This window comes from Aggregatibacter aphrophilus ATCC 33389 (genome assembly GCF_900636915.1).
Lineage (GTDB): Bacteria > Pseudomonadota > Gammaproteobacteria > Enterobacterales > Pasteurellaceae > Aggregatibacter > Aggregatibacter aphrophilus.
In genome coordinates this window covers 2,030,585-2,048,733 of the sequence record NZ_LR134327.1, presented here as the reverse complement: position 1 = coordinate 2,048,733, position 18,149 = coordinate 2,030,585, and the positions used below count along the sequence as shown (strand labels likewise).

Annotated in this window: 12 protein-coding genes and 1 riboswitch; of the genes, 3 read left to right on the top strand and 9 right to left on the bottom strand. The window is 43.3% G+C overall.

Annotated elements, in window-relative coordinates:
• Positions 1–14 precede the first annotated feature (14 nt).
• The 5 genes from EL144_RS09815 to EL144_RS09795 all read right to left on the bottom strand — a co-directional run bounded on the left by EL144_RS09815 (position 15) and on the right by EL144_RS09795 (position 5,722).
• Positions 15–1,295 (bottom strand): type II toxin-antitoxin system HipA family toxin, encoded by a 1,281-nt coding sequence (locus tag EL144_RS09815; protein WP_080987866.1) that lies wholly within the window; start codon positions 1,293–1,295, stop codon positions 15–17.
• Positions 1,295–1,573 (bottom strand): helix-turn-helix domain-containing protein, encoded by a 279-nt coding sequence (locus EL144_RS09810; protein ID WP_005703919.1) that lies wholly within the window; start codon positions 1,571–1,573, stop codon positions 1,295–1,297. The genes EL144_RS09815 and EL144_RS09810 overlap by 1 nt, the downstream gene beginning before the upstream one ends.
• Before the next feature lie 153 nt (positions 1,574–1,726).
• Positions 1,727–2,782, bottom strand: a complete 1,056-nt coding sequence (locus tag EL144_RS09805) for an ABC transporter substrate-binding protein (protein ID WP_032995181.1) — start codon at positions 2,780–2,782, stop codon at positions 1,727–1,729.
• A gap of 82 nt (positions 2,783–2,864) precedes the next feature.
• Positions 2,865–2,967: riboswitch (TPP riboswitch) on the bottom strand.
• A 67-nt stretch (positions 2,968–3,034) separates the two neighbouring features.
• A complete protein-coding gene (locus tag EL144_RS09800; protein ID WP_032995254.1) occupies positions 3,035–4,552 on the bottom strand; it encodes a DHA2 family efflux MFS transporter permease subunit in 1,518 nt (505 codons plus the stop codon).
• 9 nt (positions 4,553–4,561) lie between these two features.
• Positions 4,562–5,722 (bottom strand): EmrA/EmrK family multidrug efflux transporter periplasmic adaptor subunit, encoded by a 1,161-nt coding sequence (locus EL144_RS09795; RefSeq protein WP_005703922.1) that lies wholly within the window; start codon positions 5,720–5,722, stop codon positions 4,562–4,564.
• 190 nt (positions 5,723–5,912) lie between these two features.
• Between EL144_RS09795 and EL144_RS09790 the strand changes: the two genes are divergently transcribed.
• Positions 5,913–6,395, top strand: coding sequence for a Dps family protein (locus EL144_RS09790; protein ID WP_032995183.1), 483 nt, complete (start codon positions 5,913–5,915; stop codon positions 6,393–6,395).
• A gap of 279 nt (positions 6,396–6,674) precedes the next feature.
• Here the strand turns inward: EL144_RS09790 and parC are convergent, their stop codons facing one another.
• Positions 6,675–8,927, bottom strand: coding sequence for a DNA topoisomerase IV subunit A (gene parC, locus EL144_RS09785; RefSeq protein WP_232010618.1), 2,253 nt, complete (start codon positions 8,925–8,927; stop codon positions 6,675–6,677).
• 159 nt (positions 8,928–9,086) lie between these two features.
• Complete coding sequence (gene parE, locus EL144_RS09780) at positions 9,087–10,985, bottom strand: DNA topoisomerase IV subunit B (RefSeq protein WP_032995187.1); 1,899 nt, start codon at positions 10,983–10,985, stop codon at positions 9,087–9,089.
• Between the two features lie 497 nt (positions 10,986–11,482).
• On the opposite strand from parE, the gene EL144_RS09775 reads away from it, so the two are divergent.
• Positions 11,483–12,391 carry a YadA C-terminal domain-containing protein gene (locus tag EL144_RS09775; protein WP_050332798.1) on the top strand — a complete coding sequence of 303 codons (909 nt, stop codon included), beginning with the start codon at positions 11,483–11,485 and terminating at the stop codon, positions 12,389–12,391.
• Between the two features lie 102 nt (positions 12,392–12,493).
• Here EL144_RS09775 and ettA read toward each other — a convergent pair whose 3' ends face one another.
• Positions 12,494–14,164 carry an energy-dependent translational throttle protein EttA gene (gene ettA / locus EL144_RS09770; protein ID WP_050332800.1) on the bottom strand — a complete coding sequence of 557 codons (1,671 nt, stop codon included), beginning with the start codon at positions 14,162–14,164 and terminating at the stop codon, positions 12,494–12,496.
• A 266-nt stretch (positions 14,165–14,430) separates the two neighbouring features.
• Here ettA and EL144_RS09765 point away from each other — a divergent pair, with 266 nt between their 5' ends.
• On the top strand, positions 14,431–15,813 hold the full coding sequence (locus EL144_RS09765) for a Do family serine endopeptidase (RefSeq protein ID WP_005703932.1): 1,383 nt from the start codon (positions 14,431–14,433) through the stop codon (positions 15,811–15,813).
• A gap of 76 nt (positions 15,814–15,889) precedes the next feature.
• Here the strand turns inward: EL144_RS09765 and uvrB are convergent, their stop codons facing one another.
• Positions 15,890–17,932, bottom strand: coding sequence for an excinuclease ABC subunit UvrB (gene uvrB, locus EL144_RS09755; RefSeq protein WP_032995256.1), 2,043 nt, complete (start codon positions 17,930–17,932; stop codon positions 15,890–15,892).
• Positions 17,933–18,149 lie beyond the last annotated feature (217 nt).

The following is an 18,149-nucleotide window of genomic DNA, read 5'->3' as shown; positions in this document are numbered from 1 at the left end:
TCCACCGCACTTTTTTAACTTATCTTTTTCATCTGCATTTCCAATCCCATGAAAATAGGAACGACAATTTCATCAGGCAATCCATGGGTATTTATTTCACTGATTCTTGGATATAGTGCACTGATTTCATGCAAAATATCTTCTACGGTTTCCTTTGCCAAGCCTGCGAGTTTGGCGGTATTGAAAATGTGGCGGAGCTGTATTTTATCCCATAAATAATGTTTATTTTCGCCGTGCCACGCCATGGCCATTTTGACTTTTTGCTTTTGTAGTCCGTTATATTTGATAAGTGGATAGGCGGACATCACGTCATAAAAAGGCGTTAGACGATAGCGATTCTCTTGTTCCAAAAATAAACTGAAATTTTTGCCATGGCCGTCAATGGCACAAAGTAGCCAAAAAACAATTTGCGCTTTAAAAAACTGCTTGCGATCTGCTTGGGCGCTGGATGAACCGTTGAGAAGCGACATAATTTGAAGAATGCTCGGCCCGCCGTCATTTTCATATTTTCGCGCAGGGGCGATGTTGAGTGCTTGGCACATATCTTCCTGTGGTAAACGAATTAGCCAACTTCTGTTTTCAGACCAACGGCGATCAAAACGTTCCACAATCAGCACTTTTATTTCACCGAAATACTGAATTTGGCTTCGAGGAACCGGCAAACCGAAGGCTTTCATAATATTCAAGCAAAGCCATTCATTTTCACAGCTGCCAGAAAGATCAAGTTGCCCTTGTGCCACCATACCAATCGGAAGTTTAAAAATATGGCTGGTCGCGGTGGAATGCAAAGGGCGCTGCCATTGATTCTGATAATAAAGGAGCGCTGTTTTTTCCTGAGCGCCGGCCAAAGAAATTCGGAAATCCTCGCTTTCTTCCATGCCGAGAGGAAAAGTGCGGTAGTTTTTCAGTACGTTTTCCACCTCTTTGTCATTTAGCGGTTCTGCATAAATTTGGCGTACTGATCGGCTTTCTCCCTGATAAAGCTGAATTGCACCGATACAATCCTGTCCAATCGCCGAAAGTAAATCAAATGGGGATTTTGTTGAGGTTTGGAAACGTTGTTGAATGCGTGAACGAATCTGCTCATTGTCCGGGAGGAGATTATCGAAGAAATTGTAAACGGAATCTCCTCGATAAATTTTGTGCGACAAGGGCAGTGACAATGAAATAGGACGCGAGCGAACAGATTCAAGCCATTTTTCTGCATACTGAAATTCGGTTGCGCCACTGGTGAGTTTTCGCCATTCACCGACTAACAAGCCATTCATGGCAACGTTTAGAATCGAGTTACTCATCACCATGCCTCATCGTCATCGTATGTTGCTGTTGGCTCTTTGATTGATAGATTAGTATCAGATGATTTTTTGCGAGGTTGTACAATAAGCTCTAGTTCTAATCCTGCCAGAATTTTAAATAGCGTTTCTAACTTAGTACGCTCCGGCTCATTCTCAAACGCTGAAATTCTGGCTTGGGTCGTTCCGGCGAGTTTAGCAACATCAGTTTGTGACAGATCGCCTTGATAGCGAAATTCACGAATTACATGAGAAAGCATTTTTGCGGTGGTGATAACCATGGTGACTCCTCATACGCTATAGCGTATAGAAATTATTTTATACGCTATGGAGTATAAAATTTGTTTTATATCTTGTAAAGCATAATTTATGCTTTATATTCTGTGTGATATAAACTGTAAACGATTAAAATTTCCACCGCACTTTTCTCCCAACTATTTTTCTCCTTTTACTGTTTCAACCCAACGCTCAATTAAGCGTTTGCTTTCCGCGTCGGCGCCAAAGCGGATGAAGTCAATATCCAATAATTTTAGTTTGCTTGGATCGCTGGCTTTTGGGGACGCTTTCGCATGGATGTTGGCAGGGATTTGGTAAGAGTCGGACTCACGCCATGGGATTTCTTGCGCTTCGGTGTCGAGAACGAAGTCCACGAAGTGTTTGGCATTTTCTAGATTACGTGCGCCTTTGATAATGCTTACCGACCCTAACGTGTAGCCCACGCCTTCACAAGGCAAAATGCCTTTTACTGGTGCGCCTTTGTCTTTTTCACGCACATAGCCGTGCATAAAGGCAATATCAACGCCCACTTCACCGGTAGCTAAATTGCCGGTAGCTAAGCCGCTTTTCGAATATTGTGCCACGTTCGCATTGAGTTTTTTCAAGTAATCAAACGCTTTTTCTTCGCCCCAAAGCTGCACTAATGTCGTCAGAAAAGAATAGCCCGTGCCGGATACGCGGGGATCGGCATACTGAATTTGATTTTTGAATTCCGGTTTGAGCAAATCGGCAAAGCATTTTGGTTCCGGAATATTGAGCTGTTTTAATTTTTCCGTATTCACGCCAATGGCGACTTCCATTAAATAAATGATCGACGTGTAATCACCTCGTTCATCCATTAATTTCTTAAATTGCGGCATGATATTTTTTTGTAACGGAGAACGATAGGTCGCGAGCAAACCTTGGTCGGCGGCTTGTAAGTGCGGTTCAAATGTGCCGCCAAACCATACATCGGCTTGTGGATTTTCTTTTTCTGCTTTGATTTTACCGAGCACGGTGCCGGTGCTGTTTCGTACAAATTGAGCATCCACGTTGTATTTTTCGGCAAAGCGTTTCGTGACTTTTTCACAGGTCACATTTTGTACGCTGCAATAAATGGTCAGTTTGCCTTCCGCTTGGGCGTTGTGTGTATAAAACAGCATTGGAAGTAAGCAAAGTGCGGTCGTTTTTAAGGATGTTTTTAGGGGAGAATAATTTTTAGAAAGCTTGGTCATTGAGTTAATCCTTGGTGAGATTGAAAAACAAAACCAGCTAACAACTAAACGGGAAAATTGGCTGAAATAAGCCATGGAAGCAGAGTGAAGTGCATTAGTTTCCTACGTCAGTGCTAACTGTATCAGGTTCACGGGTATTTCTCAGCTCTGTTATTTAAGCTAACGGAGCACCCCGACTAACGCGCATTACTATAGGCGTTTGTTATTGATTTGTAAATAAAAGTGAAAAATATTTCTTTTTTGGACCGCACTTTAGTGTCGGTTTCCAAAAGGCGGTTTGGCAAACCAGACCAAAATAAATAACACCAAAAACAGCACGGCGGATAACCAAAAAATCTCGTTGGCGCCGATGATAAAACCTTGCGATGTAATGTTACGAGCAAGCAGAGAAGAGGTTTGTTCTTCGCCCATGCCAAAACGCTCCATCATTTGGTAATACTGTTGTGCGTTCGGGTTATACGGGGTAATGGCTTCAGTCAGCTGTGAGTGGTGAACGGCTTCACGGTTATACCACAAGAATGTAGTAAGGGAAGTGCCGATAGAACCGGCGAGGGTTCGCAAAAAGTTAAACAAACTGGAAGCTGAGGCCATTTTGTGCGCCGGTAAATCAGACAGCGTAATGGTGGTGAGCGGCATGAAGAAACAGGCAACAGCTAACCCTTGTACCATTTGCGGCAGTGCCACATCGGCAAAGCTCATGCCCGGTTCAAAGGTAACGGCGCGCCAATAAAAGGTAATGGCATAGACTACAAAGCTGATGGTCACCAAAATACGCATATCGATTTTATGTCCAAACTTACCGATAAGAGGGGATAACAAAATCGGGAACAGTCCTACGGGCGCTGATGCTAAGCCGGCCCAAGTGGCGGTGTAGCCAAAAACCTGTTGCAACAACAAGGGAATTAATACGACGGAGCCGAGGTAAATTAAAAATGCCAAGCTGGTGGATAAACAGCCTACAGTGAAATTGCGTTGCTTGAATAGGGAAATATCTACTACCGGGTTGTCGTCCGTGAGTTCCCAAATGACAAGTGCGCTTAAGGTAACGGCAGAAATGACGGCAAGAATAATGATTTCAGTGGAGTTGAACCAATCCTGCTCACGTCCTTGATCCAGCATTAATTGCAGGCAGCCCACACCTAATACCAACAAGATTAACCCCATCGTATCTATAGGCTGGTGCTGAATTTTACTTTCTCTCGGCATTAAAATTTTCCAGCTGGCACCGATAATGACAAGCCCAATCGGTACGTTAATAAAGAAGATCCACCCCCAATGTAAATTATCACTGATCCAACCGCCGAGAATGGGACCGAAAATCGGTGCAACTACTACGGTCATTGACCAAAATGCCAATGCCATACCCCGTTTTTCGGGAGGATAGTTATTGAGTAGCAAACTCTGAGACAGCGGAATAATCGGGCCTGCCGCTAATCCTTGGAAAATACGGCACAGAATCAACATTTCCAAGCTATGGGAAATGCCGCATAACCAAGAGGCTAAAACAAAAAGTGCGGTGGAAATGAGGAATAATTTTACTTCCCCAAAACGTTTGGCAAGCCAGCCGGTAATCGGAATAGAAATCGCATTGGCGACGCCGAAAGAGGTAATCACCCAAGTGCCTTGGCTGAACGATGCGCCGAGATCGCCCGAAATCGTGGGGATCGCCACGTTTGCAATGGTGGAATCCAATACTTGCATGAACGTGGCAAGAGACAGCGCTAACGTAATGATGCCAAGGGCAGCACCTTCAATAGGTTTTTGCATGATGGGCAAGCCTTAGTTTGTGTTATCGCGAATAATTTTTTCGATGAGATTTTCCACCGCACTTTGATCATAATTCAACGTATTGGTGGAATAGAGCGGCGCAGTACGTTTTTGTTGCGATAACATTTCACCACGGGTATCTGAAATATTCACTTCAACCAAGGTAGATAAGCCCATACGCAACGGGTAGTTAGCGATTTGTTGTGCATCTAAGCTGATACGTACAGGCACACGTTGCACCACTTTGATCCAGTTACCGGTGGCATTTTGGGCAGGGAGCAAAGAAAATGCGCTGCCGGTTCCCATTTCGATACCTTCTACTTTGCCATCAAATTTCACATCATGACCGTATAAATCAAAGGATAATTTCACCGGCTGTCCGATTCGCATATCTTTTAATTGTGTTTCTTTGAAATTGGCATCAACCCACATTTGTTCGTTGGAAATAATTGCCATCAGCGCGCTACCCACGGCAACTTTTTGTCCCACTTGTGTGCTTCGGCGTGCTACATAGCCATCGACCGGGCTGGTGATTTTGGTACGTTGCAAATTGAGCCACGCCTGTTTGACCGAACTGATGGCTTTTTGAATTTCCGGCTGCTCTTTTAGCGGCACATTCATTAATAAGGATTTATTGGCAGCAAGCTGGTTCTTAACCGCTTTTAAGTTGGCTTCCGCTGTCATTACTGCTTCTCTGGCGTGTTGTAGCGATTCTTTATCAATCGCTCCGCTTTTCCCTAACTGTTCACGGCGCGCTAAATCGCCTTGTGCTTTGGTCAACGCCGTTTGGTTGGCTTGAACAGTTGCTTCCAGTTGTTTCACGGTGTAGCCGAGTTGCGAAATTTGGCGTACTGCACTTGCCAAGGTATTTTGTGCTTGGTTGAAACTCAGTTGATAATCCGTGTCATCCAATTCAAGTAACACATCTCCCGCATGCACAAAATCCATGTTTTCTGCATTAATTTGTCGCACGTTTCCGGCAATTTGCGAAGAAATCATCACTTGGTTACCACTCACATAAGCGTCTTCGGTGGTTTGATAATTTTTAATAAAAAAGAACCAATATAATCCGGTGAGAACGGTGATAAGGATGAGGATAAAAAAGAAAATACTTAACGCTTTTTTACGTGTATTTTTGGGGTTGGAAACCGTTGGTTTACTTACTTCTGTCATTTATGTTCCTTTTTGATAGGTTTCGGAAATTGTTTTTTATTATTCAATTTTTATTATCTATCAATTCTATTCGGTGTAACAATTAGCGCTATTATGTGCTTTTTTCTATACTTACGCCAACAAAAACGAACGATTTGGGGTTTATATCGTTCATCTTTTTATAAATTAACAAAGTATAGGAGAACACATTATGTCAAAAACAATGATTGGTTTAGATACCGCAAAATCTGAAGTCTTAGCTGCAAAATTAAATGAATTATTAGCTACTTACCAAGTGTTTTATACCAATGTACGTGGTTATCACTGGAATATTAAAGACGTGAACTTCTTTGAATTACACGCAAAATTTGAAGAAATTTATACTGATCTTGTGGAAAAAGTGGATGAAGTTGCAGAGCGTATTTTGACCTTGGGCTACACACCAAACAATGCGTTCAGCCAATATTTAAGCCATTCCCGTATTAAAGAAGAAATTGCAGTGAGCAGTGCGGCGGCCTGTTTAAGAGGTACTTTAGAAGGTTTCAAAGTCTTGTTGACACAACAACGTGAAATTCTTGCTTTTGCTGCGGATGCAGATGACGAAGGCACCGCTTCACAAATGAGTGATTACATCAAAGAACAAGAAAAATTGATCTGGATGTTCCAAGCTGCTTGCCAAAGCTGCCGCGGTTAATTAATCCTAATCCAAAAGAAAAATCCTGCTTTAACGTATGTTAGGGCAGGATTTTTTGTAAGCAGAGAAAACTCTGAATTAATTCTTCTATATTTATTTTAAGATATATAATGTATCAATGAGTTACATTAACTTAAATGACGAATAAATATCCGCTACGCATAAGTCTTCATCTAAATAATCTTGTGTAGCATTCGCTCTCTGTGTGAAAACATCGCAAAAATCGACCGAACTTTGAGATAGAAAAGGGCGTCATGAGCGCCCTTTGTGTATTGAATTTTATTCCTGTGGTGTCACCACTTCAATTTCTACGTTGCTGTGTAAGCCTCGCGGTAACTGCGTCCCTTTGCGACCCCGTTCGGCACGGAATTTCTGTAAATCTTCCGGCTTCAAGGTCACTTTACGTTTACCGGAATGGAAGACCAGGCTGGAATTTTCCTCAATCAACAATAACCGCACCAGTAATTCGGAACGCGCTTTGGCATTAGCGGATGGAATGGTGACGATTTTGTTGCCTTTGCCTTTAGAGAGTTCCGGTAAATCTTGCACCGGGAAAATCAGCATTCTGCCGGCGGAGGTAAGTGCCACCAAAAGTGCGGTCGGATTTTTCAGTGTTAATGGCGGTAACACTTTGGCATTTTCCAGTAAGGAAATGAGCGCCTTACCGGCTTTGTTACGAGCGACTAAATCGGCGAATTTACAAATAAAGCCATAGCCGGCGTCGGATGCCATGAGCAACGGTTGATCTTCATTTTCAATAAGCAGCTGATCAATGGTTGCGCCTGCCGGCAGGGTAAGTTTTCCGGTGAGCGGCTCACCTTGTGAGCGGGCAGACGGCAGACTTAGCGGATCCAGTGCGTAACTGCGCCCCGTGCTGTCGATAAACACCGCCGGTTGATTGCTTTTACCGTAGGCATGCGCCAAATATTTGTCGCCGGCTTTGTAGCTTAAGCCTTGCGGATCAATGTCATGCCCTTTCGCGCAACGCACCCAACCCATTTCTGATAAAATCACCGTCACCGGTTCTGTCGGCAGCATTTTATTTTCTGCAATGGCTTTGGCTTCCGCTCGTTCAACTAACGGCGAACGGCGTGGGCTGGCGTACGTTTTGGCATCTTGTTGAATTTCTTTTTTCAACAGCGTATTTAAACGGCGTTCGGAGCCTAAAATCTCTTCCAAAGATGACCGCTCTTTTTCTAACTCCGCTTGTTCCGCTTGCAACTGATGTTCTTCTAGTTTCGCCAAATGACGCAAACGCAAGTTCAAAATGGCTTCCGCTTGTGCATCGCTTAAGTTGAAACGTGCCATTAATTCGGCTTTTGGCTCATCTTCGTGACGGATGATTTCGATGACTTCATCAATATTCAAAAAGGCAATCATCAAACCTTGCAAGATATGCAGGCGGGCAAGCACTTTGTCTAACCGATATTGCAAGCGCCGGGTCACGGTGGTGCGACGGAAAGTCAGCCACTCGGTGAGGATTTCCAACAAATTTTTCACTGCCGGTTTGTAATCCAAACCAATCATGTTCATGTTTACACGGTAGCTTTTTTCCAAATCGGTGGTGGCAAATAAATGCGCCATCATGGCATCGGTATCTACGCGATTCGAACGCGGCACGATCACAATGCGCACCGGATTTTCATGATCTGCTTCATCACGAATATCTTCTACCATCGGCAGTTTTTTCGCGGTCATTTGCTCGGCAATTTGTGCAATCACTTTGGATGGCGAGGCTTGGTGCGGCAGGGCGCTGATAATGATTTCCCCGTCTTCCTTTTTCCATGCTGCGCGCATTTTGATAGAGCCGCGACCTTGTTGATATATTTTGCGAATTTCTTCTTTCGGCGAAATGATTTCCGCCTCTGTCGGGAAATCTGGGCCTTGTACTACGGTTAATAAGTCATCCAAGGTAGTTTTCGGATTATCCAGCAACATCACTGCAGCATCGGCGATTTCATTTATATTATGCGGAGGAATATCCGTTGCCATCCCCACCGCGATCCCTGTTGTGCCGTTGAGTAAAATATGTGGTAAACGTGCCGGTAAATATTGCGGTTCTTCTAAGGTGCCATCAAAGTTCGGTTGATAATCTACGGTACCTTGACCGAGTTCAGCCAATAGAACTTCTGAAAGTTTAGATAAACGGGATTCCGTATAACGCATTGCTGCGAAAGATTTAGGATCGTCCACCGCGCCCCAGTTGCCTTGGCCGTCAACCAATGGGTAACGGTAAGAGAAGGGTTGCGCCATTAACACCATGGCTTCATAGCAAGCGCTATCACCGTGCGGGTGGAATTTACCCAACACATCCCCCACAGTACGGGCAGATTTTTTATATTTTGCCGCCGCATTCAGCCCAAGCTCGGACATGGCATAAATAATGCGTCGCTGTACCGGCTTCAAACCATCACCGATAAACGGCAAGGCGCGATCCATGATGACGTACATGGAATAGTTGAGATACGCCCTTTCGGTGAAGTGGCGTAGTGGCATTTGTTCGATGCCTTCGTAGTTGATGGAGTCAGTCATGATTTATTTTTGCGTTTTATTTATGTCGATAATGTTCATTTAATTTATTGGTTTTCGCCAAATTCTCCCTCTTCTGTTAAGAGGAACTGGGGAGATTTAAAGTGCGGTTGATTTTTGAAATGTTTTGAAGTGTTTGAAAATTTCACCGCACTTTTCTTCTTACACAGCCAAATCCACTTGATCCCCGTTCGCTTGCAACCAGTTTTTACGGTCTTCAGCGCGTTTTTTGGCCAGTAGCATATCCATAGTTTCCATTGTTTCTTGGCTTTCTTCGCCTTGTGCTTCAAAGGTGAGTTGCACTAAACGACGGGTGTTCGGATCCATCGTGGTTTCGCGTAATTGCATTGGGTTCATTTCACCCAACCCTTTAAAACGCTGTACGTTCGGCTTGCCTTTTTTCCCTTTCAGACGATCCAAAATAGCCTCTTTTTCGCTTTCATCGAGGGCATAGAAGACTTCTTTGCCTAAGTCGATTCGATAGAGCGGTGGCATCGCTACATACACATGGCCTTGTTCCACCAGTTTCGGGAAATGGCGTAGGAAGAGGGCGCAAAGTAGGGTGGCAATATGTAAACCATCCGAATCCGCATCGGCGAGAATACAGACTTTCCCGTAGCGCAATTGAGATAAATCATCGTTGTCGGGGTCAATACCGAGTGCCACGGCAATGTCATGCACTTCTTGTGAAGCTAACACTTGCTCCGGTGAGACTTCCCAGGTGTTCAAGATTTTACCGCGCAACGGCAGAATCGCTTGGTATTCACGCTCCCGTGCTTGCTTGGCAGAACCGCCGGCGGAATCCCCTTCCACGAGGAATAATTCGGTTAAATTGAGATCTTGTGAGCTGCAGTCGGCGAGTTTGCCCGGTAACGCAGGACCGCTCACCAGTTTTTTACGTACCACTTTTTTCGCTGCACGCAAACGGCGTTGGGCTGAACTGATTGCCATATCAGCCAGTAACTCAGCTTGTTGAATATTTTGGTTCAACCACAAACTGAAAGCATCTTTCACAACGCCACCAATAAACACCGCACTTTGACGGGAGGAAAGGCGTTCTTTGGTTTGTCCGGCGAATTGCGGATCTTGCATTTTAAGGGACAGCACATAAGCACAACGATCCCATAAATCGTCAGCAGTGAGTTTCACGCCACGCGGCAATAAATTGCGGAATTCGCAGAACTCACGCATGGCATCTAATAATCCTTGACGCAAACCGTTGACGTGTGTGCCGCCAAGTGCGGTCGGAATCAGGTTTACATAGCTTTCGCCAATTAGTTCGCCGCCTTCCGGCAACCATAATAACGCCCAAGACACCGCTTCTTTTTCGCCTTTAAACTCACCGATAAAAGGTTGTTCCGGCAAGGTGACTAAACCGTTTACCGCTTCCATTAAATAGTCGTTCAAGCCGTCTTGATAAAGCCAAGTGTCTTCGGTGTCATTCACTTTATCGATAAATTTAATTTCTAGCCCTGAGCACAACACGGCTTTGGCGCGGAGTAAATGACGTAAACGGCTGACGGAGAATTTTTCGCTGTCGAAATATTTCGGATTCGGTTTGAAATGCACGGTGGTGCCGGTCGTGCGACGACCGCAGGTACCGATAACGGTGAGGTCTTCCACTTTTTTGCCATTTTCAAAGGCGATTTTATACACTTCACCGTTACGTTTAACGGTGACACCAACTCGCTCGGATAAGGCGTTCACCACCGAAATTCCTACCCCGTGTAAACCACCGGAAAACGTGTAATTTTTATTAGAGAATTTTCCGCCGGCGTGCAGTTTGCTCATGATGACTTCTACGCCGGATACTTTTTCCACCGGATGAATATCTACCGGCATACCGCGTCCGTTATCGGTCACTTCAATGGATTGATCTTTATGCAAAATCACTTCAATTTTCGTGGCAAAACCGGCAAGGGCTTCGTCCACGCTGTTATCGATAACTTCTTGTGCGAGGTGATTTGGGCGGGTGGTGTCGGTGTACATGCCTGGGCGGAGTTGTACGGGTTCAAGGTCTTTTAAAACGGTGATTTCGTTGGCGGAATAATTCGTTGTCATAGTCATTCATTAATAAAATCTTGGAAGCAAAATTGCGCGGGATTATAGCAAAAAACAACGGGATTTTTAACCGCACTTTAATGGATTTGGTAAAAAGTGCGGTGGTTTTGGCGGGTGTTTTGCTTTTGTTTGAGCAATGTCGGATGGTGGGGGCTTTAAAAAGGTCTCGGCAAGTAACTATTTTAACCGATGAAAATATAATCTTTTTTAGATTATAAGTCTTGAGGGAAAAATTTAACCTTGTTTAAAGAAGCATTAATAAATGGTTTTTTAAGATGCAAGATTAAGTATTGTTTCTATTTTAAGGTAAAACAATAGCTGTAACCTATTGAATTGATACATTTATATTAGAAGGGATTCATATTTTTTTGTGGTATAAATTCAGCCCAAAAGGAGGTATGTTAAATCAGACTCTTTTTTACTTTTATATGGAAAATTAGCTTTCTGTATTGAGAAGTTTAGACTAACAGTTAAATTTATTTTTTTAAGGATTAATTATGACACATCAATTAGTTAAAAAGACTTTAGTTGCTTTATTGGTTACCGGTACATTTTCTGTTGGAGCACTGGCACAAGCGCCTTCTCAACGAGTCCCAGATCCTATAGATCAAATATTTAAAAACAAAAACGATATTGCGGCCAATAAAGCTACACTGGAAAAAAAAGCAGATAGTGTTGATGTCGAACTTAATCGTAAAGCTATTTCAGGGATAGCTAAACAACAGTTTGATGATGGAAAAACAATTCGGGCTAACAAAGATAATATTGATAAAAATACTAAAGCGATTGCGGAAAATAAAGCAGCTTTAGGCAATGTTAATAAGAACATAAATGGTATACTTAGGGATGTTCAGGATTTGACAGTAAGAACTACTGGAAATGAAGCCAAATCTAGAAGCAATGAACAAAAAATTAAAAAGAATGAAGAAAATATTAATAAAAATGCATCTGATATTAAGGAGAACAAAAATAAAATCGCCGAGAATAAAAAAACAATTGAAAATAAAGCAGATAAAGCTGATGTAGAGAAAAACAGAGCCGATATTGCAGCAAATTCCAGAGCGATTGCAACCTTTAGATCTTCAAGCCAAAACATCGCGGCATTAACGACCAAAGTTGATCGTAATACTGCGCGTATTGATCGATTAGATAGCCGAGTCAATGAATTAGACAAAGAAGTGAAAAATGGCTTAGCTTCCCAAGCTGCACTCAGCGGTTTGTTCCAACCTTATAATGTCGGCAGCCTTAACTTGAGTACGGCTGTTGGTGGTTATAAATCTAAAACAGCACTAGCGGTTGGTTCAGGTTATCGTTTCAATGAAAATGTAGCCGCGAAAGCCGGTGTGGCAGTAAGTACCAATGGTGGCAGCGCAACCTATAACGTCGGTTTAAACTTTGAGTGGTAATTCACTTAAAGTGCGGTCAGAATTTTAGGTGTTTTTGGCTGCATCAATAAAACAAAACCCGTTTTCAATGAAAACGGGTTTTTTGTGTTTCGTGATTAACAATTATTTCGCAATGCGTTTATATTTAATTCGGTGCGGTTGAAGGGCTTCGGCACCGAAGATTTTCTTCTTCCATTCTTCATAATCGGAGAAGTTACCTTCGTAGAACGTCACTTTGCCTTCATCACCGTAGTCTAAAATATGAGTAGCGATCCGGTCTAAGAACCAGCGGTCATGGGAAATGACCATTGCACAGCCCGGGAATTCTAAGATAGCATTTTCTAGCGCACGCAAAGTTTCTACGTCAAGGTCGTTAGTTGGTTCATCCAATAACAATACGTTGCCGCCGGCTTGCAACAATTTCGCTAAGTGCAAACGACCACGTTCCCCGCCTGAAAGCTCGCCCACACGTTTTTGCTGATCGACCCCTTTGAAGTTGAAGCGTCCTACATAAGCACGGCTTGGAATTTCAAAGTTGCCGATAGTTAAAATATCTTGTCCGTTAGAGACTTCTTCCCACACGGTTTTCTTGTCATCCATAGCATCACGGAATTGATCCACGGAAGCTAACACGACAGTTTCGCCCAAGGTGATGGTACCGGAATCCGGTTGTTCTTTGCCGGAAAGCATGCGGAATAAGGTAGATTTACCCGCACCGTTTGCCCCGATTATTCCAACGATAGCGCCTTTCGGAATGCTGAAGGACAAGTCATCGATTAAAGTGCGGTCGCCGTAGGATTTACTTAAATGCTGAACTTCAATGACTTTATCGCCTAAGCGTGGACCAGGTGGAATAAAGAGTTCGTTGGTTTCGTTACGTTTTTGATATTCGCCGGAATTAAGCTCCTCAAAACGAGCCATACGCGCTTTGCTTTTCGCTTGACGACCTTTTGGATTTTGGCGTACCCATTCCAATTCTTTCTCAATGGATTTTTGGCGGGCAGATTCTTGCGCTTGTTCTTGCGCCAAACGTTTTTCTTTTTGTTCCAACCAAGAAGAGTAGTTGCCTTCCCAAGGAATACCTTCACCACGGTCAAGCTCCAAGATCCAACCGGCAACGTTATCTAAGAAGTAACGGTCGTGGGTAATTGCCACAACGGTGCCTTCGTAGTCGTGTAAGAAGCGTTCTAACCATGCCACTGATTCCGCATCCAAGTGGTTGGTCGGTTCGTCTAATAACAACATATCTGGTTTTTCGAGTAATAAACGGCAAAGTGCAACACGACGGCGTTCACCCCCAGATAAATGTTCGATTTTGGCATCCCAATCCGGTAAACGTAACGCGTCGGCGGCGCGTTCTAATTGGTTATCTAAATTATGCCCATCGTGCGCTTGAATGATGGCTTCTAATTCTGCTTGTTCGGCAGCGAGTTTGTCGAAATCAGCGTCGGGATCGGCATATAACGCATAAACTTCATCTAAACGAGTTAAAGCACGTTTAACTTCACCTACCGCTTCTTCAATAGCCTCACGCACGGTTTGTTGCGGTTCAAGTTTTGGTTCTTGCGGAAGATAGCCTATTTTAATGCCGGGTTGTGGACGAGCTTCCCCTTCGATGTCTTTATCAATACCCGCCATAATGCGGAGTAGGGTGGATTTACCGGCGCCATTTAAACCAAGCACACCGATTTTGGCGCCAGGGAAAAAACTGAGGGAAATATCTTTTAAAATATGACGTTTCGGCGGAACGACTTTGCCTACTCGGTGCATCGTGTAAACGAATTGTGTTGACATAATTCTTCTCTAATTAAAATTAAGGGAAAAAGTTTAGGAAAAGTGCGGTCATTTTTCTTTGCGTTTTGCGTCGTCCAATAACCTTAGGAAATAAATAATTCGAGGGCTCATTCTACTTGATGTTGGCCTTTCGTGCCAATTTTTCCAAGGAAATTTTTAACCCATAAAAATCACTGAACATTCAACTATTTTTTTTGTCATACCAGTTATCGAAATCTTGAGGGATTTCGTTGTTTTAAGATTGTTTTTATTGGAGAAAAAAATTAATGAAAAAACGCAATTTTGTGTTAACCGGTATTGCTCTAGGATTGAGTATTTTAACCACGCCTATGATGAGCCAAGCTGAAATTCCTGCAGTGGTAGAAGGTCAACAAGTTCCAAGCCTGGCACCAATGTTAGAAAAAGTTTTACCCTCCGTTGTTTCTATTTCTGTAGAAGGCAAACAAAAAGGTCGTTCAGCCCAAATGGATGATTCCATTCCGGAAGAATTTAAGTTCTTCTTTGGGCCGGATATGTTTGATCGTGATCGCGCTCCTCGTAATTTCAAAGGCATAGGTTCCGGTGCGATTATCAACGCGGAAAAGGGTTATGTTTTAACCAATAATCATGTAATTAAAGATGCAGATAAAATTACTGTGCAACTTCAAGATGGCCGTGAATTTAAAGCAAAAGTGATCGGTGCCGATGAGATGTCTGACGTGGCGTTAATTCAAATCGAAAAACCGAAAAATTTGACCGCACTTAAGATCGCCGACTCTGATAAATTACGCGTAGGTGATTTTACCGTTGCAATCGGTAATCCGTTCGGTTTAGGTCAAACCGTGACTTCCGGTATTGTGTCCGCTTTAGGTCGCTCTATGGGCTCTGATAGCGGTATGTACGAAAACTACATTCAAACCGATGCCGCGGTCAATCGCGGAAATTCCGGTGGTCCGTTGATTAACCTGAATGGCGAATTAATCGGCATCAACACCGCTATTATTTCTCCAAGCGGTGGCAATGCGGGAATTGCGTTCGCTATCCCAAGTAATATGGCGAACAACTTAGTCCAACAAATTCTTGAATTTGGTGAAGTACGTCGTGGTATGTTAGGCATTAAAGGGGGCGAATTAAATGCAGATTTAGCCCAAGCCTTTGACATTGAGGCTAAAAAAGGTGCTTTTGTGAGTGAAGTCATCCTGGGTTCTGCTGCCGATAAAGCAGGCTTAAAAGCCGGTGACGTCATTACAGCCATGAACGGTCAAGCAGTTTCCAGCTTTGCTGAAATGCGTGCGAAAATCGCTACTTCAGGCGCGGGTAAAGAGATTGAATTGACCTATCTACGTGATGGCAAATCCAATAACACTAAAGTAACGTTACAATCTGACGAACAAACCCAAACCAGCGCCAACAATTTGTTACCGGCATTGGAAGGGGCAGAGTTGAACAATTATGATGAAAAAGGGGTAAAAGGGGTATCCATCAGTAAAATCAAACCAAACTCTTTAGCGGAACAGCGTGGCTTGAAATCCGGTGATGTGATCATTGGCGTTAACCGCCAAAAAATTGAGAATTTAGGTCAATTACGTAAAGCGTTGGATAACAAACCGTCCGCTGTTGCTTTAAATATCATCCGTGGCGACAGCAACTTCTACTTGTTGGTGCAGTAAGCTCATAGTAAAAAAACAAAAAGGCGAATTTATTTCGCCTTTTTTTATGAAAACACCGAGAAAAACGACCGCACTTTTACTCGCCTGATAGCATAAAACTTTCCCGCAATTGTTGCAGCTGATCACGTACCGCGGCAGCTTTTTCAAATTCCAAATCTTGCGCAAATTTATGCATTTGCTGTTCCAGTTTCTTGATTTGTTGTTGATATTCCTTCGGTGATGTTGGTACCGCATAAAGTACGGTCGGTTCTGCCACCATTTTCCCGCGTTGTTTATTGGCTTTAGCTTTTTGATTGGCACCCTGACCGATATCTAATAATTCACCCACTTTTTTATTTAACGCCTGCGGAATAATACCATGAGCTTCATTATATTTCGTTTGTTTTTCACGGCGGCGATTGGTTTCCGTAATGGCTTTTTCCATAGACTTGGTGATGCTGTCCGCATACAAAATCGCTTTACCATTCAAGTTTCGCGCAGCACGTCCGATGGTTTGAATTAAAGAACGTTCGGAGCGCAAGAAGCCTTCTTTATCCGCATCTAAAATCGCCACGAGTGACACTTCGGGAATATCCAAGCCTTCCCGTAATAAGTTAATCCCGACCAACACATCAAATTCGCCTAGGCGCAAATCACGGATAATTTCCACACGCTCCACCGTATCAATATCGGAGTGCAAATAACGCACACGAATCCCGTGTTCATCTAAATAATCCGTTAAATCTTCCGCCATTTTTTTGGTCAACGTCGTCACTAAAACGCGCTCGTTTTTATCCGCTCTTTGACGCGCTTCAGAAAGCAAATCATCCACTTGAATAGACACCGGGCGAATTTCAATTTGCGGATCCAGCAAGCCTGTTGGACGCACAACCTGATCGATAATTTCACTACTGGATTTTTCCAATTCATAAGGTCCCGGTGTAGCCGAAACATAGATGGTTTGCGGAGCCAAGCGTTCAAATTCCTCAAAACGTAGCGGACGGTTATCCAACGCCGAAGGCAAACGGAAACCATATTCCACCAACGTTTCTTTACGGGAACGGTCACCGCGATACATCCCACCGATTTGTGGCACAGTGACATGAGATTCGTCGATAATTAAAATCGCATCAGACGGCATATAGTCAAATAAGGTTGGCGGCGGTTCGCCTTCATTTCTGCCCGACAGATAGCGTGAGTAGTTTTCAATCCCCGAGCAATAACCCAGCTCATTCATCATTTCAATATCAAATTGAGTACGTTGGCTAATGCGTTGTTCTTCCAGCAATTTATTTTCTTTAATGAAATATTCCCGTCGTTGCGCCAGTTCCACTTTGATTTTTTCAATAGCATCTAAAATGCGCTCGCGCGGTGTGACGTAGTGCGTTTTTGGATACACGGTAAAACGTGGCACGGCACCAAAGCTGCTTCCTGTGAGCGGATCGAATAAGCTTAAACGCTCAATTTCATCATCAAATAATTCAATGCGTACTGCGCGCTCATCGGATTCTGCCGGGAAAATATCGATAATTTCCCCGCGCACACGAAACGTACCGCGCTGAAATGCCTGATCGTTACGCGTATATTGCAGTTCCGCCAGTTTAGCCAAAATCTGACGCTGATTGATTATCGCCCCTTGTTGCAAATGCAACATCATTTGTAAGTAAGAATCCGGATCGCCCAAACCGTAAATAGCTGAGACGGAGGCAACCACGATGGTATCCCGACGTTCTAAAAAAGATTTCGTGGCGGACAAGCGCATTTGCTCAATTTGATCGTTAATGGACGCATCTTTTTCAATGAAGGTGTCACTGCTCGGCACATAGGCTTCCGGCTGGTAATAATCATAGTAAGAAACGAAATATTCCACCGCATTTTCAGGAAAAAAGGCTTTCATTTCCGCATAAAGCTGAGCTGCGAGCGTTTTATTCGGGGCAAGCAACATAGCCGGTCGATTTAACTGCGCAATCACATTGGCAATCGTAAAGGTTTTTCCGGAACCCGTAACGCCCAGTAGGGTTTGGTGTGCTAATCCGTCTTCTAAATTTTCAGCCAGTTTTGCAATGGCCTGAGGCTGATCTCCGGAAGGGTTGAAATCGGAATGAAGAATAAAAGGCTTAGTGTTAATTTTCTCTGACATAAAGTGCGGTCGATTTTTGAGGTGTTTTCTAAATGCTGTGTATTTTAGCATATTTACTACTCCAGATTGAGTGATAAAAAATGAAGTTTTACACAGAGTTAGGCTTGTCAAGTATGTTGCCTCACAAATTTATAAAAAAAATTTAAAAAATTCTCTAGATTTTTATTAACTAATTGAAAAATAAATAAATGTTATTTTGCAATCAATTCAGCTAAGA